Here is a 24,215-nt window from a genome sequence, read left to right as displayed (position 1 = left end):
ACGGGTTGACCGTGCCGCGAATTCTGGTGGAGCGGGCGCCGGAAATCAATGCGGGATGGGCGAATCCGATGTGGGCATTTCGCCCAACCGGGCGACCCCCTCCACGACGATCCCCGGCGGAAGCTCCAGCGCGAAGACGGTGCCCGCCGCGGTGCTCTCCACCAGCCGCAGGTCGCCGCCATGGGCGCGCAGCACCTCCCGCGCGATGGCGAGGCCCAGCCCGATGCCGCCCGCCCTGGCGGAGCCGGCGAAGGGCTGGAACAGGTTGTCCCGCGCCCGCGGCGGCAGGCCCGGCCCGTCGTCCGCCACCAGCAGGAGCAGCCCGCCGCCGGGCCGCGTCTCCGCCATCACCGTCACCGCTCCGGCCCCCGCCTGCGCCGCGTTGCGCCCCAGATTGACCAGCGCGCGGGAGAGCTGGGCGGCGTCGGCGCGGACGGTCAGCCCCTCCGGCACCCGGTTGTTCCAGCGCAGTTCGGCCCGCTCCCCATCCGGGCGCACGACGTCCGGGCGCAGGGCGGCCAGCGCCGCGGCCCCGGCCTCCTCGACCAGCGGGCGCAGCGGCGTCTCGGTCCGCGCCAGGGGCAGCAGGCCGTCGCGGGTGTAGGTCATCGTCTGGCCGCACAGTTCCACCGCCCGGTCGATGGAGGCCATCAGCCGCGGCGTGACCCGCCGCACCTCCGGATCGGCGCTCTCGGCTAGCCGCTCCGACAGCAGGGCGGCGGTGGACAGGATGGCGCGCAGGTCGTGGTTGATCTTGGCGACCGCGGTGCCCAGCGCGGCCAGCCGTTCGCGCTGGCGCAGCGCGCTGCGGATGGTGGCCTGCATGTCGGCCAACTCGCGCTCGGCCACGCCGATCTCGTCGGTGCGGGCGCTCGGCTGGAAGGGCGGCGTGCCGTCGGGGTCGCGGCGGATGGCGACCAGCCCCTCGGTCAGGCGGCGCATCGGCCGCACCAGCAGCCGGGTCAGCGAGACGAAGACCAGAACCGCCGCGATCAGCGAGATCGCCACCGACAGCGCCAGGATCCGGCCCGAGAAGTCGACCATCGCCCGGATCATCGGCCGCTCATCGATCACCATCTCGACCTGGAAGGCGGGGTCCTTGGGCGACGGGCCGATCACCCGAATCACCCGGTCCCGCCGCTGGGCCAGCGCCATGAAGGCGTCGGCGGCCAGCCGCGGCGCCATGGTGGTGCGCAGGTCGAAGACGGCGTCCACCGTCGGCGGCATGGAGCGGGACAGCATATAGACGCGGCTGTCCGGCCGGATCAGCTCCACCGCGTGGGCGCCGACATGGGCCAGCAGCTCGTTCTGAAGCTCCATCGCCACCATCATGTCCGGCGTCGCCTCCACCGACAGGGCGGCGAGGTGGGCGGCGGCCAGCCGCTCCTCCAGATAGGTCAGGCGGTAGCGCGCGATGGACGGCGTGTAGATCAGCACCTCGGCCAGCAGGACGAACAGCACGGTCAGCACCAGCAGCTTGGCCGACAGGCTGCGCGTCACGGAGGGCAGGGGCATGGATGGCGTCCCGGGGCCAAAGTTTTAAGGGGATGCCGGAAGATAGGACAGGAGGGGGCGACTGCCTAGCCAACGTGGGGCGGCTGCGGGGTTTTGTCCGGTTGAGGGCGCGGTGTCGCCGGCCCATACTGGTCCTTCCAAGCAGCCCGAAGAGGAGGGCAGGCCATGTCCATCCTGAGATTCGAAGCGGTCCTGCAGACCGACCGGACCGCCGCTCTGATGGCGGCGGCCGACGGCATCACCGGCAACGGCGGCTGGATCGTCGACCACACGCTGTTCTCCGACGTGATGGCGGTCATCGCCTTCTGCGTCCCCGCCAACCGGACGACGGCGCTGGGCGACGCGCTGGCCGCCGCCGGCATCCTGGTCAGCCCGCCGCTGCCGCCCTCCCTCCCGGGGACCGGCGAGGCGGCGGAGCGGGAGCTGCAGGGGCAGTTGACCCTGACCTTTGCCAAGGGCACCGGCGATCTGCGGCACGAGGTTCCGGCCTTCGAATGACCGCCGCGCTCCGTCCGGGGCCGCGCTCCCCTCTGGCGCCCCGCGCGCAAGGTTGGTAGTAGAACCGGCATGAGCGACCTTGCCCGTCACATCGACTCCCTGTCCCGCGCCAGCGTGCTGTGCGTCGGCGACGTCATGCTCGACCGCTTCATCTACGGGTCGGTCGACCGCGTGTCCCCCGAAGCGCCGATCCCCGTGCTGCGGATCGAGCGCGAGACGGCCATGCTCGGCGGCGCCGGCAACGTGGCCGCCAACGTCATGGCGCTGGGCGCCGGCTGCCGCTTCGTGTCGGTGGTGGGCGAGGACGCGGCGGGGCTGGAGTTGGTCCGCCTCGTGGCGAAGGAGACGGGCGACGGCGGCGGGCTGGTCGCCGAGCCGGGGCGCCAGACCACCGTCAAGACGCGCTTCATCGGCGGCCGCCAGCAGCTCCTGCGCGCCGACGCCGAGACCATCGCCGCCATCGGGTCGGAGGAGGAGGTGATGGTCGCCGCCCGCACCGGCATGCTGACGGTGGGCGCGGTGATTCTCTCCGACTACGGCAAGGGCGTGCTGACCGACGCTCTGGTGGCGCAGCTCATCCAGGCGGCGCGGGAGGCCGGGCTGCCGGTGGTGGTCGATCCCAAGGGCGACGATTTCGGGCGCTACCGCGGGGCCAGCGTCATCACCCCCAACCGCAAGGAGCTGATCCAGGCGACGGGGATGCCCGCCGACAGCGACGCGGAGGTCGAGGCCGCCTGCCGCTTCCTGCTGGACACCTGCGGCATCGACGCGGTGGTCGCCACGCGCAGCGAGCACGGCATGTCCGTGGTGACCCGCGACGGCGCGACCCATCTGCCGGCCAACGCACGCGAGGTCTTCGACGTGTCGGGCGCCGGCGACACGGTGGTGGCGACGCTGACCTCCGCCCTGTCGGTGGGCGTGGAACTGACCGACGCGGCGCGGCTGGCCAATCTGGCCGCCGGGATCGTGGTGGGCAAGGTCGGCACCGCGGTGGTCCGCGCGCCGGAGCTGCTGTCCGCCCTGCACGAGCAGGAATGGCGCAGCGGCGAGGAGAAGGTCGACACGCTGGAGCAGGCCGTGGAGCGCGCGGCGCGCTGGCGCGCCCGCGGCAAGCGGGTCGGCTTCACCAACGGCTGCTTCGACCTGCTGCACCCCGGCCACATTTCGCTGCTGAATCAGGCCAAGGCCGCCTGCGACGTGCTGGTGGTGGGGCTCAACAGCGACGCCTCGGTGAAGCGGCTGAAGGGCGAGACGCGCCCGGTGCAGACCGAGACGGCGCGGGCGACGGTGCTCGCCTCGCTGGCCTGCGTCGATCTGGTGGTGATCTTCGGCGAGGACACGCCGGAGGAGTTGATCCGCGCCCTGCGGCCCGACGTGCTGGTGAAGGGGGCGGACTACACCGTCGCCACGGTGGTCGGCGCCGGCTTCGTGCAGAGCTACGGCGGCAAGGTCGTGCTGGCCGACCTCGTGGACGGCCAGAGCACGACCAACACCATCAAGCGCATGCAGCGCTGAGGATTCAGGCGCCGAGGATCTGGGCGCCGAAACCCCGGAGCCGAAGCTCCGGGGCGTCCGCGCCGCGCGATCACATCTTCTTCTGGACGCTGTCCGACGAGCGCTCCATGGCGCGGCCGCCCGCCTGCACGTCCTGGCCCATGCCTTCGACGGTGTTGCAGGCGGCGAGGCTGGTGGTCAGGGCGGCACCCAGGGCGGCGAAAAGGACGAGCTTCTTCAGGCTACGCATGGCATTTTCCTCTTGAGGTCGAAAACAATCGCCTGAAAAACGCGAGAAACCCACCTAGGGTTTCCGAAGACCCGCGATGCGGAAGGACAGTTCTCCACACTCAAACGGATAGGGGAGGGCGCGCATGTTCGAAGGGTTCACCCGCCACCGCATCGCCACCGACGGCGCCGAGATCCACACGCTGGTCGGCGGCGAGGGGCCGCCGCTCCTTCTGCTTCATGGGTTTCCGCAGTGCCACGCCCTGTGGAACCGGGTCGCGCCGCGGCTTGCCGAGCGCTTCACCGTGGTGCTGACCGACCTGCGGGGGTACGGCCAATCGTCGAAGCCACCGGGCGATTCCGCGCACGAGACCTACTGCAAACGCACCAACGCGCGCGATCAGGTGGCGGTGATGGCCGCGCTGGGCTTCGACCGCTTCCGGCTGGCCGGGCACGACCGCGGCGCGCGGGTGGCCCACCGGCTCGTCCTCGACCATCCCGACCGGGTCGAGCGCGTCGCCTTCCTCGACGTGGTGCCGACGCTGGAGGTCTTCGCCCGCATCGACCAGCGCATGGCGACCGCCTATTACCACTGGTTCTTCCTGATCCAGCCCAACAATCTGGCGGAACGGCTGATCGGGTCGGACCCCGACTTCTACCTGGGGCAGGTGCTCGGCTCCATCGGCAGCAGCGCCGACATCTTCGAGCCGGAAGCGATGGAGGCCTACCGCGCTGCCTTCCGCGACCCCGCCACCGTCCATGCGATGTGCGAGGACTACCGCGCCGCGGCGAGCATCGACTTGGAGCACGACCGCGCCGACCGCGCGGCGGGCCGCAAGGTGGACTGCCCAGCCCTGTTCCTGTGGGGCCGCGACAGCGCGGTCGGGCGCCTCTACGACGACCCGCTGGGCATCTGGCGCGGCTACGCCCCCACCATCGAGGGCCGGGAGATGCCCGCCGGCCACTTCATCCCCGAGGAGGCGCCGGCGGAGACGGCGCGGGCGCTGCTGGATTTCTTCTCCGGCTGATCCTCACGCCGCGCATCGCGGAATCGTCCCTGTGCCGAGGCCCGGATCACCGTTCCGGCCCGGCATCGAGGGAAGGGACACCGTCATGCGCTGCCAGCAGCTTCTGAACACCATCCAGGGGTGCATCGCCAACGGCACCACCAACGGCGCGCGCGCCGCCGTGTTCGGCCAGAACGCCAACATCCGCGGCGGCTGGGAGGTGTGGCTGCAGCTTGAGATCGCCCACGGCTTCCTGACCATCGGCGGCAACTGGACCTGCGACCGGGAGTGGCCCTATCCGTCCACCAACGCCGGGGCTCCCTTCCTGACCTACGCGGCGGCCGGGCCGGCCTGGGGCACCACCGCCAACCCCGTCGCCGCCGCCCGTGCGGATTTCTACCTGCGCCGCGCCGCGATCCCGGCCGACGACGTCTACATCGAGTTGAAGTGCATCAACCCCACCCACGCCACGCCCCTTCAGGACGCCTGGAACCGCTTCAACGCCGACGTGGTCAAGCAGCAGACCCTGCGCGGCGGCAACGCCGGACTGAACTACGTCTCCCTCCTGGCAAGCTTCGGCACCTTCCAGGCGGGCGACGTGGCGGGCCCCAATCCGGCCCTCGGCTGGTACTGGGGAGGTGGACGCTCCGCCTACGTGTACGACATGGTCAACAATCAGGTCAGCACCCTGGCGAACGTGGCCCAGGGCGGCGCGCCGCGCCTGTTCCTCGTCGCCGTTTCGGTGTGACGCGGCCGGGGCGCCCGCCCCGGTTCCCCCCGTTCCGGCATGGGTTCCGGTCGTTCCCATGCCGGTCGTTCAACCCGGCATCCCTCCCCCCGGACGAACTGTCCCGTTGCCAGTTGGCCTGAGCGGCGGCATAAATCGGCGCGCGGCCCTCCCCGCTGGACGGGAAGGCTTTTGGCAAACACAAAAATGGCGGAAGGAAAGCCCCCAATGGCTGAAAGCACTTTCGACGTCGTCGTGGTCGGCGGCGGTCCCGGCGGGTATGTCTGCGCGATCCGTGCGGCGCAGCTCGGTTTCAAGGTCGCCTGCGTCGAGAAGCGCAGCGCGCTGGGCGGCACCTGCCTGAATGTGGGCTGCATCCCCTCCAAGGCGCTGCTCGCCGCGTCGGAGAAGTATGAGGAGGCCAAGCACGGCCTCGCCAAGTTCGGCATCAAGGTCGGTGGCGTCGAGCTGGACCTGCCGGGCATGCTGTCCCACAAGGACAAGGTCGTCAAAGAGAACACCGGCGGCATCGAGTTCCTGTTCAAGAAGAACAAGATCGCTTGGCTGCGGGGTGCGGGCCGCATCACCGCCCCGAACACCGTCGAGGTCGAGGGCGTCGGCACCGTCACGGCGTCGAAGGCCATCGTCATCGCCACCGGTTCGGAAGTCACCCCGCTGCCGGGCATCGAGATCGACGAGCAGAAGATCGTCTCCTCCACCGGCGCCCTGGAGTTGCCGGAGGTGCCGAAGCGCCTCGTCGTCATCGGCGGCGGCGTGATCGGCCTTGAGCTGGGCTCGGTCTGGGGCCGCCTCGGCGCGCAGGTCACCGTGGTCGAGTTCCTGGACCGCATCCTGCCGACCATGGACGGCGAGGTGTCCAAGCAGATGCAGCGCATCCTCGGCAAGCAGGGCATGACCTTCAAGCTCGGCTCCAAGGTCACCGGCGCCAAGATCACCAACACCGGCGTCACCCTGTCGGTGGAGCCCGCCGCCGGCGGCACCGCCGAGGAGGTCGAGGCCGATGTCGTGCTGGTCGCCATCGGGCGCCGCGCCTACACCAATGGCCTGGGCCTCGACGCCGTCGGCGTGGAGATGGACAACCGCGGCCGCGTGAAGATCGGCAAGCATTTCGAGACCAACGTGCCGGGCATCTACGCCATCGGCGACGTGGTCGAAGGCCCGATGCTGGCCCACAAGGCCGAGGAGGAGGGCGTCGCTCTCGCCGAGCTGCTGGCCGGCCAGGCGGGCCACGTCAACCACGACCTCGTCCCCGGCGTCGTCTACACCTGGCCGGAAGTGGCCGCGGTCGGCAAGACCGAGGAAGAGCTGAAGGCCGCCGGCGTCGCCTTCAAGGCGGGCAAGTTCCCCTTCACCGCCAACGGCCGCGCCCGCGCCAGCGGCACGACCGACGGCTTCGTGAAGATCCTGGCCGACGCGCGCACCGACAAGGTGCTGGGCGTCCACATGGTCGGCCCGAACGTGTCGGAGATGGTCGGCGAGCTGGCCGTGGCGATGGAGTTCAGCGCGTCCGCCGAGGACATCGCCCGCACCTGCCACGCCCACCCGACCCTGTCGGAAGTGACCAAGGAAGCCGCCCTCGCCGTGGACGGCCGCGCCCTGCACATCTAAGGCGCGTCTTCTCTCATAAACCCTCTCCCCTCTGGGGAGAGGGTGGCCCGGAGGGCCGGTGAGGGGGATGTGCGTGGCGGCGCGTCCGGCAAAAGCGCAACCCCCTCACCCTAACCCTCTCCCCAGAGGGGAGAGGGGACTTCAAGTGCGGTCGCTCTGGCCGGGGAGGGGGCAATGCACCTCCCACCCTCCGAACTTTACGGCGTCTTCTTCGCCCGCGGGTGCGCCGAGCGGTACACCTGCATCAGCTGCTCGCTCTCCACGTCCGTGTAGCGCTGCGTCGTCGACAGCGAGGCGTGGCCGAGCAAATCCTGGATCGCCCGCAAATCCCCGCCGTCCGCCAGCAGATGCGTGGCGAAGCTGTGCCGTAGCGCGTGCGGCGTGGCGGTTTCCGGCAACCCCATCAGCCGGCGCAGGTCGCGCATCCGCCGCTGCGCGATGGCCGGGGCGAGCTGCCCGCCGCGCACCCCGACGAACAGCGGCGCCTCCGGTCCCTGGCGGTAGGGGCAGGCGTCCATGTAGGCCCGCACCGCCTCGGTCACCGCCGGCAGCACCGGGACGATCCGTTCCTTGTTGCCCTTGCCGGTGACGCGCAGCGTCTCGCCCAGCGGCGCCTCGCGGCGCGTCAGGTTCAACGCCTCCGAGATGCGCAGGCCGCAGCCGTAGAGCAGCGTGAACAGGGCCCGGTCGCGCTTGCCGACCCAGGGCTCGTCCGGCTCCTTCTCCGACTCCTCCAGCAGGCGGTCGGCGTCCAGCACGGTCAGCGGCTTGGGCGCCGGGCGCTTGATGCGCGGGCCGGAGAAGGTGTTGATCGCCGGGTTGTGCAAACGCCCGTCGCGGTCCATCCAGCGGAACAGGTTGCGCACCGAGGACAGGGCGCGCGACCGGCTGTTGGAGCCGATCCCCTTCATGGCGAGATGGGACAGCCAGGAGCGGAAATCCGTGACGGTCAGCGCGGCGAGGTCGTTCATCGACGGCGGCTTCGCCTGATAGCCGGTGATGAACTCCAGGAAGGTCGCGACGTCGCCGATGTAGGCGGTCAGGGTGTGGGGCGAGACGTTGCGCTCGCTCTCCATCCAGCGCCGCCAATGCGCCAGCGTGTCCTGGACGTCGGGCTGGGCGGCGAAACCGAGGACGGGATTCTGTTTTCCGGTCATGCGTTCTGTGGGGTCAGGCCGGCAGTTCGAGCCAGCCGCGGATCACCCGCTCGACCACGCGGGCGAGGAAACCGACCAGCTCCGTCCCCTGGCCGCTGTGGAAGCTGTCCGGCTCGCGGCTGCCGAAGGCCAGCATGCCGTCCGGCGTCTCGCTGGACACCTGGAGGCGGATCAGGATCTCCGACCGGACCAGCCCGGCGCCGGGGCCGTACAGCTCCGGGTCGCCCTGGATGTCGGCGTTCAGCGCCACGTCGGCCTTGCCCAGCCAGCGGTCGACGGTCCCCGGCTCGACCACCCGGACGCCGGAGGTCTGGACGTGCGGGGTGTCCTGGCCGTTCGATTCGACGATCAGGCAGGCGACGTCCAGGTCGAGCAGCACCGCCAGATCGGTGGTGATGGTCTGGATGAGCTGCTCGAAGCTCTGCGCGTCGAGGAGGAACAGCACCGCGGCGTGGATGCGGTTCTGGCTGTTCATGTTGGCGCGCGAGGTGCCGATCAGCTCGCGCTGCTGGTCCTTCAGCAGGCGGACCTCGCCGCGCAGACGCTCGACCATGTAGGCCTGCAGGTCCACCACCCCGCGCCCGCGGTCCTGCGACGGCGGGGTCAGGTGGTGGACCAGATCGCCGTGATGGACCAGGAAGTCGGGATGGTCCCGCAGGTAGGCGTGCACCTCCTCGGCGGTCGGCGCGTCCTTCCTCTGGGGGGTGTGTCCCGGTTCCCGGCCCATGCCGCCGTCCTCAGAGGATGGACTGGCCGGTCTTCTGCCAATCGGCGACGAACTGGGCGAGGCCCTTGTCGGTCAGCGGATGGTTGAAGAGCTGCTTCAGGACCGAGGGCGGGGCGGTGACGACGTGGGCGCCCAGACGGGCGGAGTCGACGATGTGGATCGGGTTGCGGATCGAGGCGACCAGCACCTCGGTCTTGAAGTAATCGTAATTGCTGTAAATCTCCACGATGTCGGCGATCAGGCCCATGCCGTCCTGCCCGATGTCGTCCAGGCGGCCGACGAAGGGCGACACGAAGCTGGCGCCGGCCTTGGCGGCCAGGATCGCCTGGGCCGGGGAGAAGCACAGCGTGACGTTGACCATCGTCCCTTCGGAGGACAGCGCCTTGCAGGTCTTCAGGCCGGCCGGGGTCAGCGGAACCTTGACCGTGACGTTGTCGGCGATCTTGGCAAGCTTCTTCCCTTCCGCCAGCATGGTCTCGAAGTCGGTGGAGGCCACCTCGGCGCTGACCGGGCCGTCCACCACATCACAAATTTCGGCCACGAGGTCGAGGAAGCTGCGACCGGTCTTGGCGACGAGGGAGGGGTTGGTGGTAACACCGTCCAGCAGGCCGGTGTCGGCCAGATCGCGGATCTCGGCGATGTCGGCGGTGTCAACGAAGAACTTCATGACCTGGAATCCATACTTGCTGAGGAAGACCGTGCCCTGTTTCCCGGGATTCGCTGCCCGGCGTCGCGGCCAGGGGGCACAATAGCCGATGCGTGAAAATTCCGCCAGATCCGGGGCTGCTTCCGGACCGTCGGCGCAGGCCCTTCTGCCGGGCACGGTGCCGGCGGACGCGGACCCGCGCGTCCGCGTGCTGCTGCCCCTGCCGCTGCGCGAGGCCTACGACTACCGCGTGCCCGCCGGAATGACCCTCGTTCCCGGCGACTATGTGGAAGTTCCGCTGGGGCCGCGCCGCGTGCTCGGGGTGGTGTGGGGCGACGGCGCCGGAGTCGTGGAGGCCGCCCGGCTGAAGCCGGTGGTCCGCCGCTTCGACGTTCCGCCAATGCCGGAGGTCGAGCGCAAGTTCGTGGAGTGGGTCGCCGCCTACACCATGACGCCGCCGGGCCATGTGCTGCGCATGGCGATCAGCGTGCCGTCGGCGCTGGAGCCGGCGAAGGCGACGCTCGCCTATCTGCGCAAGCCCGACGCCGAGCCGCCCCCCGGCTTCAAGATGACCGACCCGCGGCGGCGTGTGCTCGCCCTGCTGGAGGACAGCCCGCCGCGCACCCCGGCGGAGCTGGCGGAGGAGGCCGGCTGCGGCGTCACCGTGGTGCGCGGGCTGGCCGAAGCCGGGCTGCTGGAGCCGGTGCTGCTCCAGCCGACCAAGCTCGGGCGGCCCGACTGCCACCGTCCCGGCCCCACCCTGTCCCCCGACCAGGAGGCCGCGGCGGCGGACCTGCGCGCCCGCGTGGAGTCGGGCGTCTATTCCACCGTGCTGCTCGACGGGGTGACCGGCTCCGGCAAGACGGAGGTCTATTACGAGGCCATCGCCGCCGCCCTCAAGGCGGGCAAGCAGGCGCTGGTTCTGCTTCCGGAAATCGCCCTGTCGGCGCAGTGGCTGGAGCGCTTCGCCCGCCGCTTCGGCGCGCCGCCGGCGGAATGGCATTCCGAACTGACCGGGGCGCAGCGCCGCGACACCTGGAGGGCGGTGGCCAACGGCGAGGTGCCGGTGGTGGTCGGCGCCCGCTCCGCCCTGTTCCTGCCCTACAAGAACCTCGGCGTGATCATCATCGACGAGGAGCATGACTCCGCCTACAAGCAGGAGGAGGGGTCGATCTACCACGCCCGCGACATGGCCGTCGCCCGGGCGCATCTCGGCGGCATCCCCACCGTGCTGGTCTCCGCCACGCCGTCGCTGGAGACCAAGGTCAACGCCGACAGCAACCGCTACGCCCGCATCGAGCTGCCGGGCCGCCACGGCGGCGCCGTGCTGCCCGACGTCGAGTTGGTGGACCTGCGCAAGGACCGGCCGCCGGCCCGCCACTGGCTGGCCCCGTCGCTGAAGAAGGCCATTGAGGAGACGCTGGCGGAGAAGGAGCAGGTGATGCTGTTCCTCAACCGCCGCGGCTACGCCCCGCTGACGCTGTGCCGGGCCTGCGGCCACCGGCTGCAATGCCCCAACTGCACGGCGTGGCTGGTCGAGCACCGGCTGGCCCGCAAGCTCCAGTGCCACCATTGCGGCCTGTCGCAGCCGCTCTCCCCGACCTGCCCGGAATGCGGCGAGGAGGGGACGCTGGCCGCCTGCGGTCCGGGCGTGGAGCGCATCGCCGAGGAGGTGGCGGAGCTGTTCCCCGACGCCCGCGCCGCCATCATGGCGTCCGACACGCTGTTCGGCCCCCGCGCCATCCAGGAGATGGTCCGCCGCATCGCCGACCACGAGCTGGACATCCTGATCGGCACCCAGGTGATGGCGAAGGGGCACCATTTCCCCATGCTGACCCTGGTCGGGGTGGTGGACGCCGACCTCGGGCTGGCCGGCGGCGATTTGCGGGCGGGGGAGCGGACCTACCAGCTCCTCCATCAGGTCGCCGGGCGCGCCGGGCGCGGCGAGCGGCCGGGCCGGGTCATGCTGCAGACCTACATGCCCGAGCATCCGGTGATGCAGGCACTGGCCGCCGGGGACCGCGACGGCTTCTACCAGCTGGAGGCGGAGATGCGGCTGGAGGCCGGGATGCCGCCCTTCGGACGGCTGGCCGCCCTGATCGTGTCGGGGGAGGACGCGGCGGCGGTGGAGAAGCTGTCCATCGCCCTGGGGCGCGCGGCGCCGCGCAGCGACACCGTCGCCGTTCTGGGTCCGGCCCCGGCGCCGCTGGCCCTGTTGCGCGGGCGTCACCGGCGGCGCCTGCTGCTGAAGGCGCCGCGCACCGTTCAGGTGCAACCCTTGATCGCCCAGTGGCTGGAACAGGTGGACATTCCGCCCAACGTGCGCGTGCAAGTGGACGTGGATCCCTACAGCTTCCTGTAGAACGGCGGCGACCGCTAAGAAACGTCGGACTCCTGTAAAGGGGGGCTGCGACCGATTGTCTCTGCGCGCTCCGCAGGGCACCTGTGACGTTTGGTCCGTTGCGGCCGGCGGGTCATGGTATTACCAGAGTATGGAAGTCATCTTTCGCCGAGCGATCTCATGTCCAGGCTGCGCGGTCGTTTCCACCTCCCCACCTTGCTGACGGTTCTTCCGGTTCTCGCCCTGCTGGCGATCATCGCGCTGGCGGCGGGCGTGCCCGCCCAGACCCGGGGGACGGAATCGGACGCCAAGGCGCTGCTCGACAAGACCAGCGGCTATCTGCGCCAGCATGGCGCGGACGCCGCCCCGGACGCCTTCGCCCAGCGGGACGGCGCGCTGATTGACCGCGACCTCTACCCGATGCTGATTGACCGTGACGGCGTGATGGTGGCCCACGGCTGGACGCCGTCGCTGAACGGCGCGAACCTCAAGGACCTGAAGGACGTCGACGGCAAGCCCTTCATCCAGGAGGCGCTGGACATCGTGGCGGAGCGGGATTCGGGCGCCGTCAGCTACAAATGGACGGACCCGCTGTCCGGCCAGATCGCGCCGAAGACGATGATCGTGCGCCGCATCGTCCTGGGCGGCGAGCCCTACATGCTGTCGGTCGGCGTCTACCGCTGACCGGCTTCGCCGGCGGGCGATCCGGCAGGCCGGCGGGCGGTCGACTCGAACTTTTCCGAAGGGTGAAAAAGGCGCTCAGAGCACCGAGACGGACCGGTCGGCCCGCGGGCGGGGGCGCCAGATCGACAGGCATTCGGACGCGCTGCCTCCCGAGCCGATGCCGTACCAGCCGGAGCGGTCGTTGAAGGACAGGCTGTAGCGCCCGCGCCCGTCGCGCTCGAACCGGAAGACGGGACGGTCCACGCCGGGCAGGAGAACGAGGAGCCGGTCATGCTCCCGGCCCGTTTCGCGGATGACCCCGGCCCAATGGCCAAGGCGCAGCTTCGGTTCGGCCACCGCCTCGAACTCGTTGAGGTCGGCGGGGGTGAAGCGGGCGCAGGAGAAGGCGACGACGGTCATGATTGGCCTGGGTTTGTCCTGTCAGACGGGCTGTGGGACGACCCTGCGCGTGAATGGTTAAACGGGTGTTAAGTGGGGCGTTAGGTCACAGTCTGGTCTCTGGACCGCCGCGGAACGGGGCCGGAAAAGCCGGCCCGGGCGAGGGCAGGTCCTTCAGATGCCAAGGTGATCCGCTGCGGTTGTGAAGTGGTATGCCCATTTCCAGTGCCCGCCGCCAAGAACGGACCCCACCCCGCAGGGGCGCAAAACGCCGCACGCAAGCCGCGTGCAAATTGTCCAGACCCCGTTGCGCAGGGCCTAATCCTGTGATATTGGACCGCTCGCTTTCGCGGGCTGGGCCGCCGCGATGTGGGTTTTGCCCTATTTAAGGCCCTGAAAATTCACCGTCTACCGAACTCAATTCGAGGGATCAGGTGGCAATCGAAGGTACAGGCGTTTCCGAACTCGCTACGCGCTACTCCATCGCGCTGTTCGAGCTTGCGGACGAGAACAAAGCGTTGGATCAGGTCGCGAGCGATCTGGTCGCGCTGAAGCAAATCCTGGCTGAGAGCGCCGACCTTCGCCGCCTCGTCCGCAGTCCCGTGATCAGCCGCGCCGACCAAGGCCGGGCGATGGCCGCGGTTCTGGACCGCGCCGAAGTGTCCGATCTGACCAAGCGCTTCATCGGGCTGGTGGCCAAGAACCGCCGCCTGTTCGCGCTGGAAGGCATGATCGAAGGCTATCTCGCCGAACTGGCCCGCCGTCGCGGCGAAGTGACCGCCCAGGTCACCTCCGCCCAGCCGCTGAGCGACGCTCAGCTGGCCGCGGTCACCGACACGCTGAAGGCGTCGATCGGCTCCAAGGTGTTGGTCAACACCTCGGTCGATCCCGCGCTGATCGGGGGCATGATCGTTAAGTTCGGCTCGCGCATGGTCGACACCTCGGTGCGCACGAAGCTGAACAAATTGCAACTCGCCATGAAGGCCTCAGGGGGATCAGTCTGATGGATATCCGCGCCGCAGAAATCTCTGCGATCCTCAAGCAGCAGATCGCGAATTTCGGGACCGAGGCGGACGTCGCCGAGGTCGGTCAGGTCCTCTCCGTGGGTGACGGCGTCGCCCGCGTGCACGGCCTGGACAATGTGCGCGCCGGCGAGATGGTCGAGTTCCCCGGTGGCATCAAGGGCATGGCGCTGAACCTCGAGACCGACAACGTCGGCGTCGTGATCTTCGGCACCGACAGCGAGATCAAGGAAGGCGACACCGTCAAGCGCACGGGCACCATCGTGGACGTGCCGGTCGGCAAGGGTTTGCTGGGCCGCGTCGTGGACGGCCTGGGCAACCCGATCGACGGCAAGGGCCCGCTGGTGGACGTCACCCGCACCCGCGTCGAGGTCAAGGCCCCCGGCATCATCCCGCGCAAGTCGGTGCACGAGCCGATGCAGACCGGCCTGAAGGCCGTCGACAGCCTGGTTCCGATCGGCCGCGGCCAGCGCGAGCTGATCATCGGTGACCGCCAGACCGGCAAGACCGCCGTCGTCATCGACACCTTCCTGAACCAGAAGCCGATCAACCAGGGCGACGACGAGAGCAAGAAGCTCTACTGCATCTACGTCGCCGTCGGTCAGAAGCGCTCCACCGTCGCCCAGATCGTCAAGACCCTGGAAGACGCCGGCGCCCTGGAATACTCCATCGTCGTCGCGGCCACCGCGTCGGAGCCGGCCCCGCTGCAGTTCCTGGCGCCCTACACCGGCTGCACGATGGGCGAGTACTTCCGCGACAACGGCATGCACGCCCTGATCGTGTACGATGACCTGTCCAAGCAGGCCGTCGCCTACCGTCAGATGTCGCTGCTGCTCCGCCGTCCGCCGGGCCGCGAAGCCTACCCGGGCGACGTGTTCTACCTCCACAGCCGCCTGCTCGAGCGCGCCGCCAAGATGGGCGACGCCCATGGCAACGGCTCGCTGACCGCCCTGCCGGTCATCGAGACCCAGGCCGGCGACGTGTCGGCCTACATCCCGACGAACGTGATCTCGATCACCGACGGCCAGATCTTCCTCGAGACCGGCCTGTTCTATAAGGGCATCCGTCCGGCCATCAACGTCGGCCTGTCGGTGTCGCGCGTCGGCTCCGCCGCCCAGATCAAGGCGATGAAGCAGGTCGCCGGCACCATCAAGATGGAGCTGGCCCAGTACCGCGAGATGGCCGCCTTCGCGCAGTTCGCCTCGGACCTCGACGCCGCCACCCAGCGCCTGCTGGCCCGTGGCGCCCGTCTGACCGAGCTGCTGAAGCAGCCGCAGTTCCAGCCGCTGCCGGTCGAAGAGCAGGTCGTGTCGATCTTCTCGGGCGTGAAGGGCTACCTCGACAAGATCAAGGTCGAGGACGTCAACCGCTTCGAGCAGAAGTTCCTCGCCGAGGTCCGCTCCAAGGGGGCCGACATCCTGGCGACGATCCGCAACGAGAAGCAGATCACCTCTGCGACCGAGGAGCGCCTCAAGGCCTTCCTCGACAACTTCTCCAAGGTGTTCGTCTGATCGACGGCGGGGGCGCAGTTCCTGCGCCCCGTCCGTCAACCCGAACGACCCCGAGCGGAATGAAGGGCCGGCATGCCTAACCTCAAGGACCTAAAGAACCGGATCGCCAGCGTCCAATCGACGCGGAAGATCACCTCGGCGATGAAGATGGTCGCCGCCTCCAAGCTCCGCCGTGCGCAGGAGCAGGCGGAAGCCGGTCGTCCCTACGCCGAGCGCATGGGCCGCATGCTGGCCTCTCTCGCGGCCAACGTGCAGGACTCGGGCAACGGCCCGAAGCTGATGACCGGCACCGGTTCCGATCAGGTGCACCTCCTCGTCATCATCAGCTCCGACCGTGGCCTGTGCGGCGCCTTCAACGGCGCCATCGTCCGTGAGTCCCGCCGCCAGATCCAGCGCCTCCAGTCGGAAGGCAAGACGGTCAAGCTGCTCACCGTCGGCCGCAAGGCCCGCGACCAGCTGCGCCGCGAGTTCGGCTCGCTGATCGTCGAGACCTACGAGGACGTGGGCCGCCGCAAGCTGTCCTTCGCCGACGCCGATGTCGTCGCGCAGAAGGTTCTGGCGATGTACGACGCGGGCGAGTTCGACGTCTGCTCGGTGATCTTCAACAAGTTCAAGTCGGCGATCTCCCAGATCGTGACCGTCCAGCAGCTCGTTCCCTTCGCCGTCGAGGCGCAGGCGGAAGAGGAAGCCGCCGGCGCCGAGGTCAAGGCGATCTACGAGTTCGAGCCCGACGAGGAGCAGATCCTCGCCGAGCTGTTGCCGCGCAACCTGTCGATCCAGGTCTATCGCGCCCTCCTGGAAAGCGCCGCGTCCGAACAGGGCGCCCGCATGACCGCGATGGACAACGCGACGCGCAACGCCGGCGACATGATCAACAAGCTGACGATCACCTACAACCGCACGCGCCAGGCCTACATCACCAAGGAGCTGATCGAAATCATCTCCGGCGCCGAGGCGGTTTAACGGCGCAGCGTTCGCGGTCGATACGACGGCACATCCGACAATTATCGAGTTCCGAGGGAGCTTTACTCCATGGCCACCACCACCCAGGCGACGAACGCCGTCGGCAAGATCACGCAGGTCACGGGCGCCGTTGTCGACGTCCAGTTCGACGGCGAGCTGCCGGCCATTCTGAACGCTCTGCACACCCAGAACGACGGCAAGGTCCTCGTGCTCGAGGTTGCCCAGCACCTCGGCGAGAGCACCGTCCGCGCCATCGCCATGGACAGCACCGACGGCCTGGTCCGCGGCGCCGAAGTGACGGACACCGGCGCCCCGATCGCCGTGCCGGTCGGCCCGGCCACCCTCGGCCGCATCATCAACGTGATCGGTGAGCCGATCGACGAGCGCGGCGACGTCGGCGCCGAGCGCACCCTGCCCATCCACCGTTCGGCCCCGGACTTCGTCGAGCAGTCGACGGACGCCGAAGTGCTGATCACCGGCATCAAGGTCATCGACCTGCTGGCCCCCTACGCCAAGGGCGGCAAGATCGGCCTGTTCGGCGGCGCCGGCGTGGGCAAGACCGTGACCATCATGGAGCTGATCAACAACGTCGCGAAGGCGCACGGCGGTGTGTCGGTGTTCGCCGGCGTCGGCGAGCGCACCCGTGAGGGCAACGACCTCTACCACGAGATGATCGAGTCGGGCGTCATCAAGCTCGACGGCCCGGGCTCCAAGGTGGCCCTGGTGTACGGCCAGATGAACGAGCCGCCGGGTGCCCGCGCCCGCGTCGCCCTGTCCGGCCTGACGCTCGCGGAGTACTTCCGCGACGAGGAAGGCCAGGACGTGCTGTTCTTCGTGGACAACATCTTCCGCTTCACGCAGGCCGGTTCGGAAGTGTCGGCTCTGCTGGGCCGCATTCCGTCGGCGGTGGGTTACCAGCCGACGCTGGCCACCGACATGGGCGCCCTGCAGGAGCGCATCACCTCCACGAAGAAGGGTTCGATCACCTCGGTGCAGGCCATTTACGTGCCCGCCGACGACCTGACCGACCCGGCCCCGGCCACCTCCTTCGCCCACCTGGACGCCACCACGGTGCTGTCGCGTTCGATCGCCGAAATGGCGATCTTCCCGGCGGTGGACCCGCTGGACTCGACCAGCCGCATCCTGGACCCGCGCGTCGTCGGTGAGGAGCACTACACCGTCGCCCGTTCGGTGCAGCGCGTTCTGCAGACCTACAAGTCGCTGCAGGACATCATCGCGATCCTGGGCATGGACGAGCTGTCGGAAGAGGACAAGCTGGTCGTGGCCCGCGCCCGCAAGATCCAGCGCTTCCTGTCGCAGCCGTTCCACGTCGCCGAGGTGTTCACCGGCACCCCGGGCGTGCTCGTCAGCCTGGAAGACACCATCAAGGGCTTCAAGGGCATCGTGAACGGCGACTACGACCACCTGCCGGAAGCGGCCTTCTACATGGTCGGCACCATCGACGAAGCCATCGCCAAGGCGAAGAAGCTGGCCGCCGAAGCCGCCTGATCAGGGTCGGCTGAGGTTCGGTAACGAGGCTAACCCTCTCCTCCGCCCGCGCGGGGGAGGGGGTTCTTATGAAGAGGCACCAGGAAACCCATGGCCGATAAAGTCGAATTCGAGCTGGTCTCTCCGGAGAAGCTGCTGACCTCGCAGCCCGTCGACATGGTCGTGGTGCCGGGTTCGGAAGGTGACTTCGGCGTCCTCGCCGGCCACTCGCCGATGATTTCGACCGTCCGTCCGGGCGTGATCGACGTCTACGAGGCCGACCGCGTGGTCGACCGGGTGTTCGTCGCCGGCGGCTTCGCCGAGGTGACCGAGACCCGCTGCACCGTCCTGGCCGAGGAGGCCATCGCGGTCGCCGAGATCGACCGCGCCAAGGTCGAGCAGCAGATCCGCGACCTGGGCGAGGATCTGGAGGACGCCAAGTCCGACGACGAGAAGGCCCGCGTGGAGGCGAAGATCGCCATTGCCCGCGCCAAGCTCGACGCGACCGGCGCGACCACGCACTGACACCGGGCACGGCCCGGCGGCGACCGCCGGCTGGGCCGTTTCCGTTGCATTGCGCCATCGCAGCCATACATAGTATCCCCCAGGGGATCGAACGCCTCCCGGCCCGTCCGTCGAGGCGTTTTTGTTTTTACCGTCCTATTCTCCGTCAGAGCGTGGAACAACCGGCCCGGAACGGCGGCCAGCAGCGGGAGTGGAGTGTGGCGTTGCACTGGAAATACGAAGAGCTTCCCTGGGATCAACTGGACCACAGCAAGGTCGATCCCGATCTCGTCCCGCTCATCAAGGCGGCGGCCCTGGTGGAGTTCAACGCCGACGACTACACGGCCTATCTCTGCAACGTCTTCCACGACGATCCCGAGTTCCAGGAGGTCGCGCACGGCTGGGCGGTCGAGGAGGTCCAGCACGGCCGCGCGCTCGGCAAATGGGCGGAGCTGGTCGATCCGACCTTCAACTTCGACCGGGCCGTGGAGCGCTTCCGCGCCGGCTACAAGGTGCCGATCGACCTCGCCGCCTCGGTCCGCGGCTCGCGCACCGGCGAGATGATCGCCCGCTGCATGGTCGAAACCGGCACCAGCAGCTATTACGCGGCCATCGGCGACTCGACGGACGAACCGGTCCTCAAGCTGATCTGCAAGAACATCGCCGCCGACGAGCTGCGCCACTTCAAGCTCTTCTACACCTACACGAAGAAGTATCTGGAGCTGGAGCAGCTCAACAAGTTCCAGCGCCTCAAGGTCGCGCTGTCGCGCATCGGCGAGTCGGAGGACGACGAGCTGGCCTACGCCTACTACGCGGCTAACGCGCCGGAGGGCGAGCCCTACGCGCACAAGACCTACAATCAGGCCTACATGCGCCGCGCCTACGGCCGCTACCGGCCCAAGCACGTCGACCGGGCGGTGGCGATGGTGTTCAAGGCCTGCGGGCTGAAGCCGCACACCCGCTTCTACAGCGTCGCCGCACGCGGCGCCTGGTGGCTGATCGAAAGCCGCGCCAAGCGGCTCGCCAAGGTCGCCTGAACAAGCCGGACGCGGCGGGGGTCAACCCCGCCGCAGCGTCGCGATGATCGGGGCGAACTCCGCCAGGACCGACTCGTAGACCGGGCGCTTGAAGGGCACGATCAGGCCGGGCAGGTCGTCGGCATCGACCCACGTCCAGGCGTCGAACTCCGGATGCTCGGTGGCGAGGTCGATGTCGCTGTCCGCGCCGGTGAAGCGGGCGGCCAGCCAGACCTGCTCCTGGCCGCGCCAACGGCCCTTCCAGACCTTGCCCAGCAGATGGTCGGGCAGGTCGTAGCGCAGCTTCTCCGCCGTCTCTCCGAGGATCTCGGCCTTGTCGGTGCCGATCTCCTCCTTCAGCTCGCGCAGGGCGGCCTCGTGCACGCCCTCGCCCTCGTCGATGCCGCCCTGGGGCATCTGCCAGGCGTCCTTGCTGTCGCAGCGCCGGGCCACGAAGACCTGCCCGCGGTCGTTCAGCAGCATCACCCCGACGCAGGGGCGGTAGGGAAGGGACTCGCGGTCGATAGGCTTCTTGCTCATGCGCCTTATTGCTTCTGCATGTTGGCCACGGCGGAGACCGGCACGATGGCGATGCCACGGTCGGCCAGCCCGGTGAGCCACAGGTTGATCCGTTCGATGGTGCTGGGGTAGGGCGCGCCGATGCCCACCGCGGCGCCGTTGGCCTTGGCGATGGCCTCCAGCTCGGCGAGCTGGTCGTCGATGGCGCCGCGCGACAGGTCGCGGTCGATCACCCGGTCGGCGAAGGCCCGCGGCACGCCCGCCTGACCCGCCAGGGTGCCGGCGACGCTGCGCGGGTTGGCGCGGGCGTCCAGCACCATCAGGCCGCGCGCCTTCATCGCCGCGACGACCGGGTTCACCGCGTCGGGGTTGGCGGTGAATTTGCTGCCCGTGGTGCTGGTGATGCCGACATAGCCGACCGCCTTGCCCAGCGACCATTCCAGCCGCTCCATGTTGCGCTCGGGCGGCAGCATGCTCAACAGGGCGTTGGGGCCGGGATCGTTGCGTGGGTAGTCCTGGGGCTCCATGGGGATGGAGAGCATCACCTCGTGCCCCTTGCCGCGGGCGCGCTCGACCCAGTTGTCCAGCCGCTCGGCGTAGGGGACGAAGGCCAGTGTGATCGTCGGCGGCAGCTTCTGCAGGGCGTTGCCGGTGGTCACGCCGGATATGCCCATCTCGGCCAGCACGATGGCGATGCGCGGGCGGCGGTCGGCGGCGGGGAAGGGGCGGGCGTAGACCTGCCAGGGCTTGCGCCCGTCCTCAGCGATGCGCGGCAGCGGTCCGTTGCGCGAATCCTCGACCAGGCCGGGGACTGGTGCCGGCGTCAGGGTGACCGGCTCGTTCACGGCCACGGCGAGCGGCGGCGGTGCGACCGCGGCGGGGGGCGGAGCCATCGCCGGAGCGGCGGTCGGAGGAGCCGGCTGGACGGGAACGGCCGCTACCGCGGCGGGCGGCGGCGCCGACGGTGCGGGCGCCTGCGCGCCCTTGACCGCCACCTCGACGCGGGGAATGGCGGCCCGCCACGCCTCGGTCGTGTGCTCTCCGTTCATCGCCAGCCAACCGCCCAGCCCGCCCAGCCCGAGGGCCAGCGCGGCGTAGGCGCCGAGCAGCCTCTTGGCGAGGGGCGACAGCGGGCGGCGCTCCTTGCGCGCGCGCGGCGCGTCGTCGGAATCGCCACCGGCCTTGCGGCGCCGGAGGCGGGCCAGCAGGCCGGGTCCGGAACGTTCCCGTTTCGCGGGCTTCAGGCGGCCCAGCAGGGCGGCAGCGTTCACGGACCCGTTCCCTTCCCTCAGTGCGCGCGGGCCTGGAACAGGGCGACGCCCCGCAGCAGGTCGAGCGCGCGGGCCAGCTGGTAGTCGAAGGGCGGCTGGTTGGGCGCGCCCTCGCCATTCTCCGCGGACGGCGCCGCCGGGGCGTTGCCGTTGGCCGGAGCCGGCGTCGCACCCGGCGCTGCGCCCGGAGCCGCACCAGGGGCCGACCCGGGAGCCGGTGCGTTGCTGGCGCCCGGCGCCGGGGCCGGCTGGGTGGTGGCCGGGCGGGGGGCGTCCGGGTTCCGCAGCGCGCCGCGCAGGTCGCTCTCGCGGCGGCGGATCAGACCCTGGTCGGTCTCCTCGACGCGGGCCGGGTGCACCTCGATGTCCGGGGTGATGCCCAGCGCCTGGATCGACTTGCCCGACGGCGTGTAGTAGCGCGCCGTGGTCAGGCGCATGGCGCCGTGGCCGGGCAGCGGGATGATCGTCTGGACCGAGCCCTTGCCGAAGGACTGGGTGCCGAGGACGAGCGCCCGCTTGTGGTCCTGCAGCGCGCCGGCGACGATCTCCGACGCCGAGGCCGAGCCGCCGTTGACCAGCACCACGACCGGCAGGCCCTTGGCGAGGTCGCCGGGCTTGGCGTTGTAGCGCGTGCCCTCCTCGGCCTTGCGGCCGCGGGTGGAGACGATCTCCCCCTTCTCCAGGAAGGTGTCGGAGACCGAGACCGCCTGGTCGAGCAGGCCGCCGGGGTTGTTGCGCAGGTCGAGGACATAGCCCTTCAGCTTGTCGCCCAGCTGCTGCTGGATCGAGGCGATGGCCTTTTCCAGCCCCTGCTGCGTCTGCTCGTTGAAGCTGGTGATGCGGACGTAGCCGATGTCGCCCTCGGTGCGGTAGCGGACCGACTGCACCTTGATGACGGCGCGGGTCAGCGTGACCTCGAACGGCTCGCCGGCCTCGCCGCGGCGCACGGTGACCTTGATGTCGCTGCCCACCGGGCCGCGCATCTTCTCCACCGCCTCGTTCAGCGACAGGCCCATCACGGCCTCGCCGTTGAGCTGGATGATCAGGTCGCCCGGCTGCAGACCGGCGCGGAAGGCCGGCGTCTCGTCGATGGGGGAGACGACCTTGATCAGGCCGTTCTCCATCGTCACCTCGATGCCCAGCCCGCCGAACTCGCCGCGGGTCTGAACCTGCATGTCCTGGAAGCTCTTGCGGTTCAGATAGCTGGAATGCGGGTCGAGCGAGGTCAGCATACCGTTGATGGCGGATTCGATGAGCTGCTCGTCCGTCGTCGACTCGACATACTCGGCGCGCACGCGCTCGAACACGTCGCCGAACAGGTTGAGCTGGCGGTAGGTCTCGGAACTGTTGCCGGTGCTGTTCACCTGCGCGGTGACGGTGGCGACGCCGGCCCCCAGAAACACCAGGGCCGCGGCGGTGGCGGCACGCTTGACTATCCTCATCTACCCTTGTCCTTTCCCCTCCGGGGCGCCGAAACCGCGCTGTGGATTGATCGGCTGTCCGTGACGTCGAAGCTCGAAGTAAAGATCGGGTGACCCGTCGGCGGGCATCAGGCCGATGGGTTCCCCCGTGGCCACGCGCCGTCCGACGGCCGTGTCGATGCGGCCAAATCCAGCGATGAGACTATGATATCCGTGGCTGTGTTCCACGATCAAGATTTGGCCATAGCCGCGGAACGGCCCCGCGAAGACGATCGTTCCGGCCTGCGGTGACACCACCGTCGAACCGGCGCGGGCCTGGATGGTGACGCCCCGGCTGGTCGCGCCGTAGCGGTCGGCCTCGCCGTAGCGGACGGTCACCCGGCCACCCACCGGCAGGCGGTCCCCGGCGGGCGGGCTGGGTGCGGCGCGGGCGGTTTCCGCCTCGGCCCTGGCCCGCTGTTCGCTGGCCCGCTGGTCCGCGGCCCGCTGCTCGGCGAGTTTCTGTTCGGCGGCCCGCTGTTCCGCCGCCTTCTGTTCCGCCAGCTTCTGCTCGGCCTGTCTCTGCTCCGCGGCCCGCTGCTCGGCGAGGCGGCGTTCGGCTTCGCGGCGCTCCGCCTCCAGCCGCTCGGCCTCGCGCTTGGCCGCCATGGCGGCGGCGGCGCGGCGTTCGGCCTCGATGCGGTCCATCAGCTGGCGCAGGTCGGCGGCCTGACCGGTCAGGCGGGCGGTGCGCTGGGCGACCTGCTGCCGCTCCTCCTCGGTCTGGCGCGACAGCTCCTCGCGTCGGGCGACGAGCTGGCCGATCTCCTTCTGGCGGTCGATCAGGGTGAGGCGGGCGGCGTAGGTGCGGCTGCGCTGGGCCTGCAGCGCCTCGCGCGTTTCGGCCAGCCGGGTCAGCGCCTGGGCCAGCGCGTCGGCGCGGGCGCGCAGGGCCGGCACCGTGTCGCGCAGCAGCAGGGCGGAGCGCAGCGTGTCCACCGGCCCGTCCGGGCGGGCCAGCGCCGCTTCCGGGGGGATGCGGGCGACGCGCTGCAGGGCGGCGAGCAGGGCCGCGATCTGCTGCCGCTCGCCCTCCAGCTTTTCGGCCTGGCTGCGCTCCTGCGTCTCCAGGGCGGTCAGGGACTCTTCGAGATGGGCGAGTTCGTCCTCCTGCGCCCGTTCCTGGTCGGCCAGACCGACCAGCCGGTCGCGCAGCTCGTCCAGCTCCTTCTGGAGCGCCTGGGACTGGCGGTCGAGCTGCTTTTGCAGGGCCTTGTCGGCCTGGAGGTCCTGCTCCACCCGCTTCAACGTCTGGCCGGGGGACTCGGTCTGAGCCGCGGCGGCGGTGGAGATGACGAGAAGGGTGGCGGTCAGCAGGGCCGGCCGCCAGAAAAACGCCCGTCTCCGCCCGGCTTCTTGCGGACCGGAGACGGGGAGGGGGAGCAGAGCAACACCCGCCGGATGATCGCGCCCTGCGCCCATGCCCGGTT

Annotated in this window: 23 protein-coding genes; 13 read left to right on the top strand and 10 right to left on the bottom strand. The window is 69.7% G+C overall.

Annotated features, from left to right (window positions below):
- Window positions 1-45 precede the first annotated feature (45 nt).
- Window positions 46-1,515, bottom strand: coding sequence for a sensor histidine kinase (locus D3869_RS05455; protein WP_137139240.1), 1,470 nt, complete (start codon window positions 1,513-1,515; stop codon window positions 46-48).
- Between the two features lie 165 nt (window positions 1,516-1,680).
- Between D3869_RS05455 and D3869_RS05450 the strand changes: the two genes are divergently transcribed.
- Together D3869_RS05450 and rfaE1 are read left to right on the top strand one after the other, a co-directional pair.
- Window positions 1,681-2,013 carry a hypothetical protein gene (locus D3869_RS05450; protein ID WP_137139239.1) on the top strand — a complete coding sequence of 111 codons (333 nt, stop codon included), beginning with the start codon at window positions 1,681-1,683 and terminating at the stop codon, window positions 2,011-2,013.
- Between the two features lie 69 nt (window positions 2,014-2,082).
- A complete protein-coding gene (rfaE1, locus tag D3869_RS05445; RefSeq protein ID WP_137139238.1) occupies window positions 2,083-3,528 on the top strand; it encodes a D-glycero-beta-D-manno-heptose-7-phosphate kinase in 1,446 nt (481 codons plus the stop codon).
- Between the two features lie 70 nt (window positions 3,529-3,598).
- Here the strand turns inward: rfaE1 and D3869_RS05440 are convergent, their stop codons facing one another.
- Window positions 3,599-3,757 carry an entericidin A/B family lipoprotein gene (locus D3869_RS05440; RefSeq protein WP_114857656.1) on the bottom strand — a complete coding sequence of 53 codons (159 nt, stop codon included), beginning with the start codon at window positions 3,755-3,757 and terminating at the stop codon, window positions 3,599-3,601.
- A 124-nt stretch (window positions 3,758-3,881) separates the two neighbouring features.
- Here D3869_RS05440 and D3869_RS05435 point away from each other — a divergent pair, with 124 nt between their 5' ends.
- The 3 genes from D3869_RS05435 to lpdA all read left to right on the top strand — a co-directional run bounded on the left by D3869_RS05435 (window position 3,882) and on the right by lpdA (window position 7,098).
- Window positions 3,882-4,763 carry an alpha/beta fold hydrolase gene (locus tag D3869_RS05435; RefSeq protein WP_137139237.1) on the top strand — a complete coding sequence of 294 codons (882 nt, stop codon included), beginning with the start codon at window positions 3,882-3,884 and terminating at the stop codon, window positions 4,761-4,763.
- Window positions 4,764-4,848: 85 nt separating this feature from the next.
- Window positions 4,849-5,490, top strand: a complete 642-nt coding sequence (locus tag D3869_RS05430) for a hypothetical protein (protein ID WP_137139236.1) — start codon at window positions 4,849-4,851, stop codon at window positions 5,488-5,490.
- Between the two features lie 207 nt (window positions 5,491-5,697).
- Window positions 5,698-7,098 (top strand): dihydrolipoyl dehydrogenase, encoded by a 1,401-nt coding sequence (gene lpdA / locus D3869_RS05425; RefSeq protein WP_137139235.1) that lies wholly within the window; start codon window positions 5,698-5,700, stop codon window positions 7,096-7,098.
- A gap of 197 nt (window positions 7,099-7,295) precedes the next feature.
- Here the strand turns inward: lpdA and D3869_RS05420 are convergent, their stop codons facing one another.
- From D3869_RS05420 to fsa, 3 genes are read right to left on the bottom strand one after another with little or no spacing between them, the layout of a single operon-like run.
- Complete coding sequence (locus D3869_RS05420; protein ID WP_137139234.1) at window positions 7,296-8,255, bottom strand: tyrosine recombinase XerC; 960 nt, start codon at window positions 8,253-8,255, stop codon at window positions 7,296-7,298.
- A 13-nt stretch (window positions 8,256-8,268) separates the two neighbouring features.
- Window positions 8,269-8,982, bottom strand: a complete 714-nt coding sequence (locus D3869_RS05415; protein WP_137139233.1) for a DUF484 family protein — start codon at window positions 8,980-8,982, stop codon at window positions 8,269-8,271.
- A gap of 10 nt (window positions 8,983-8,992) precedes the next feature.
- Window positions 8,993-9,649, bottom strand: coding sequence for a fructose-6-phosphate aldolase (gene fsa, locus D3869_RS05410; protein WP_014239434.1), 657 nt, complete (start codon window positions 9,647-9,649; stop codon window positions 8,993-8,995).
- An 88-nt stretch (window positions 9,650-9,737) separates the two neighbouring features.
- Between fsa and D3869_RS05405 the strand changes: the two genes are divergently transcribed.
- Window positions 9,738-11,990: a primosomal protein N' gene (locus D3869_RS05405; RefSeq protein ID WP_137139232.1), complete on the top strand. Its 2,253-nt coding sequence runs from the start codon at window positions 9,738-9,740 to the stop codon at window positions 11,988-11,990.
- A 159-nt stretch (window positions 11,991-12,149) separates the two neighbouring features.
- Window positions 12,150-12,653 carry a cache domain-containing protein gene (locus D3869_RS05400; protein ID WP_247895733.1) on the top strand — a complete coding sequence of 168 codons (504 nt, stop codon included), beginning with the start codon at window positions 12,150-12,152 and terminating at the stop codon, window positions 12,651-12,653.
- A gap of 75 nt (window positions 12,654-12,728) precedes the next feature.
- Here the strand turns inward: D3869_RS05400 and D3869_RS05395 are convergent, their stop codons facing one another.
- On the bottom strand, window positions 12,729-13,052 hold the full coding sequence (locus D3869_RS05395) for a hypothetical protein (RefSeq protein WP_014239437.1): 324 nt from the start codon (window positions 13,050-13,052) through the stop codon (window positions 12,729-12,731).
- A 413-nt stretch (window positions 13,053-13,465) separates the two neighbouring features.
- On the opposite strand from D3869_RS05395, the gene D3869_RS05390 reads away from it, so the two are divergent.
- From D3869_RS05390 to D3869_RS05365, 6 genes are all read left to right on the top strand, one after another.
- Window positions 13,466-14,035: a F0F1 ATP synthase subunit delta gene (locus D3869_RS05390; RefSeq protein WP_014239438.1), complete on the top strand. Its 570-nt coding sequence runs from the start codon at window positions 13,466-13,468 to the stop codon at window positions 14,033-14,035.
- Entirely contained in the window at window positions 14,035-15,564 is a 1,530-nt protein-coding gene (gene atpA, locus D3869_RS05385; RefSeq protein ID WP_035671446.1) for a F0F1 ATP synthase subunit alpha, read from the top strand. The genes D3869_RS05390 and atpA overlap by 1 nt, the downstream gene beginning before the upstream one ends.
- 72 nt (window positions 15,565-15,636) lie before the next feature.
- Window positions 15,637-16,527: a F0F1 ATP synthase subunit gamma gene (locus D3869_RS05380; protein WP_137139230.1), complete on the top strand. Its 891-nt coding sequence runs from the start codon at window positions 15,637-15,639 to the stop codon at window positions 16,525-16,527.
- Window positions 16,528-16,596: 69 nt separating this feature from the next.
- Window positions 16,597-18,036 (top strand): F0F1 ATP synthase subunit beta, encoded by a 1,440-nt coding sequence (gene atpD, locus D3869_RS05375; protein ID WP_137139229.1) that lies wholly within the window; start codon window positions 16,597-16,599, stop codon window positions 18,034-18,036.
- Window positions 18,037-18,126: 90 nt separating this feature from the next.
- Complete coding sequence (locus D3869_RS05370) at window positions 18,127-18,540, top strand: F0F1 ATP synthase subunit epsilon (RefSeq protein ID WP_014239442.1); 414 nt, start codon at window positions 18,127-18,129, stop codon at window positions 18,538-18,540.
- 197 nt (window positions 18,541-18,737) lie between these two features.
- A complete protein-coding gene (locus tag D3869_RS05365) occupies window positions 18,738-19,556 on the top strand; it encodes an acyl-ACP desaturase (RefSeq protein ID WP_035671452.1) in 819 nt (272 codons plus the stop codon).
- Between the two features lie 21 nt (window positions 19,557-19,577).
- Here the strand turns inward: D3869_RS05365 and D3869_RS05360 are convergent, their stop codons facing one another.
- The 4 genes from D3869_RS05360 to D3869_RS05345 are packed head-to-tail and all read right to left on the bottom strand — an operon-like array spanning window position 19,578 to window position 24,207.
- Window positions 19,578-20,075: an RNA pyrophosphohydrolase gene (locus D3869_RS05360; RefSeq protein ID WP_137139228.1), complete on the bottom strand. Its 498-nt coding sequence runs from the start codon at window positions 20,073-20,075 to the stop codon at window positions 19,578-19,580.
- A gap of 5 nt (window positions 20,076-20,080) precedes the next feature.
- On the bottom strand, window positions 20,081-21,325 hold the full coding sequence (locus tag D3869_RS05355) for a divergent polysaccharide deacetylase family protein (protein WP_137139227.1): 1,245 nt from the start codon (window positions 21,323-21,325) through the stop codon (window positions 20,081-20,083).
- Between the two features lie 17 nt (window positions 21,326-21,342).
- On the bottom strand, window positions 21,343-22,767 hold the full coding sequence (locus D3869_RS05350) for a S41 family peptidase (RefSeq protein ID WP_119510622.1): 1,425 nt from the start codon (window positions 22,765-22,767) through the stop codon (window positions 21,343-21,345).
- On the bottom strand, window positions 22,768-24,207 hold the full coding sequence (locus D3869_RS05345) for a murein hydrolase activator EnvC family protein (protein ID WP_137139226.1): 1,440 nt from the start codon (window positions 24,205-24,207) through the stop codon (window positions 22,768-22,770).
- Window positions 24,208-24,215: the final 8 nt, after the last annotated feature.

The organism is Azospirillum brasilense (assembly GCF_005222205.1).
GTDB classification, from domain to species: domain Bacteria; phylum Pseudomonadota; class Alphaproteobacteria; order Azospirillales; family Azospirillaceae; genus Azospirillum; species Azospirillum brasilense_G.
The sequence above is the reverse complement of the archived record's forward strand: the minus strand, read 5'-3'. Positions and strand labels throughout refer to the sequence as shown.

Coding starts and splice junctions, on each gene's coding strand:
- D3869_RS05370 (WP_014239442.1), top strand. CDS start 18,127: ATGGCCGATAAAGTCGAATTCGAGCTGGTCTCTCCGGAGAAGCTGCTG.
- D3869_RS05435 (WP_137139237.1), top strand. CDS start 3,882: ATGTTCGAAGGGTTCACCCGCCACCGCATCGCCACCGACGGCGCCGAG.
- D3869_RS05450 (WP_137139239.1), top strand. CDS start 1,681: ATGTCCATCCTGAGATTCGAAGCGGTCCTGCAGACCGACCGGACCGCC.
- D3869_RS05405 (WP_137139232.1), top strand. CDS start 9,738: ATGCGTGAAAATTCCGCCAGATCCGGGGCTGCTTCCGGACCGTCGGCG.
- D3869_RS05415 (WP_137139233.1), bottom strand. CDS start 8,982: ATGGGCCGGGAACCGGGACACACCCCCCAGAGGAAGGACGCGCCGACC.
- D3869_RS05455 (WP_137139240.1), bottom strand. CDS start 1,515: ATGCCCCTGCCCTCCGTGACGCGCAGCCTGTCGGCCAAGCTGCTGGTG.
- D3869_RS05440 (WP_114857656.1), bottom strand. CDS start 3,757: ATGCGTAGCCTGAAGAAGCTCGTCCTTTTCGCCGCCCTGGGTGCCGCC.
- atpD (WP_137139229.1), top strand. CDS start 16,597: ATGGCCACCACCACCCAGGCGACGAACGCCGTCGGCAAGATCACGCAG.
- rfaE1 (WP_137139238.1), top strand. CDS start 2,083: ATGAGCGACCTTGCCCGTCACATCGACTCCCTGTCCCGCGCCAGCGTG.
- D3869_RS05350 (WP_119510622.1), bottom strand. CDS start 22,767: ATGAGGATAGTCAAGCGTGCCGCCACCGCCGCGGCCCTGGTGTTTCTG.
- D3869_RS05420 (WP_137139234.1), bottom strand. CDS start 8,255: ATGACCGGAAAACAGAATCCCGTCCTCGGTTTCGCCGCCCAGCCCGAC.
- lpdA (WP_137139235.1), top strand. CDS start 5,698: ATGGCTGAAAGCACTTTCGACGTCGTCGTGGTCGGCGGCGGTCCCGGC.
- D3869_RS05395 (WP_014239437.1), bottom strand. CDS start 13,052: ATGACCGTCGTCGCCTTCTCCTGCGCCCGCTTCACCCCCGCCGACCTC.
- D3869_RS05345 (WP_137139226.1), bottom strand. CDS start 24,207: ATGGGCGCAGGGCGCGATCATCCGGCGGGTGTTGCTCTGCTCCCCCTC.
- D3869_RS05360 (WP_137139228.1), bottom strand. CDS start 20,075: ATGAGCAAGAAGCCTATCGACCGCGAGTCCCTTCCCTACCGCCCCTGC.
- atpA (WP_035671446.1), top strand. CDS start 14,035: ATGGATATCCGCGCCGCAGAAATCTCTGCGATCCTCAAGCAGCAGATC.
- D3869_RS05380 (WP_137139230.1), top strand. CDS start 15,637: ATGCCTAACCTCAAGGACCTAAAGAACCGGATCGCCAGCGTCCAATCG.
- fsa (WP_014239434.1), bottom strand. CDS start 9,649: ATGAAGTTCTTCGTTGACACCGCCGACATCGCCGAGATCCGCGATCTG.
- D3869_RS05400 (WP_247895733.1), top strand. CDS start 12,150: ATGTCCAGGCTGCGCGGTCGTTTCCACCTCCCCACCTTGCTGACGGTT.
- D3869_RS05430 (WP_137139236.1), top strand. CDS start 4,849: ATGCGCTGCCAGCAGCTTCTGAACACCATCCAGGGGTGCATCGCCAAC.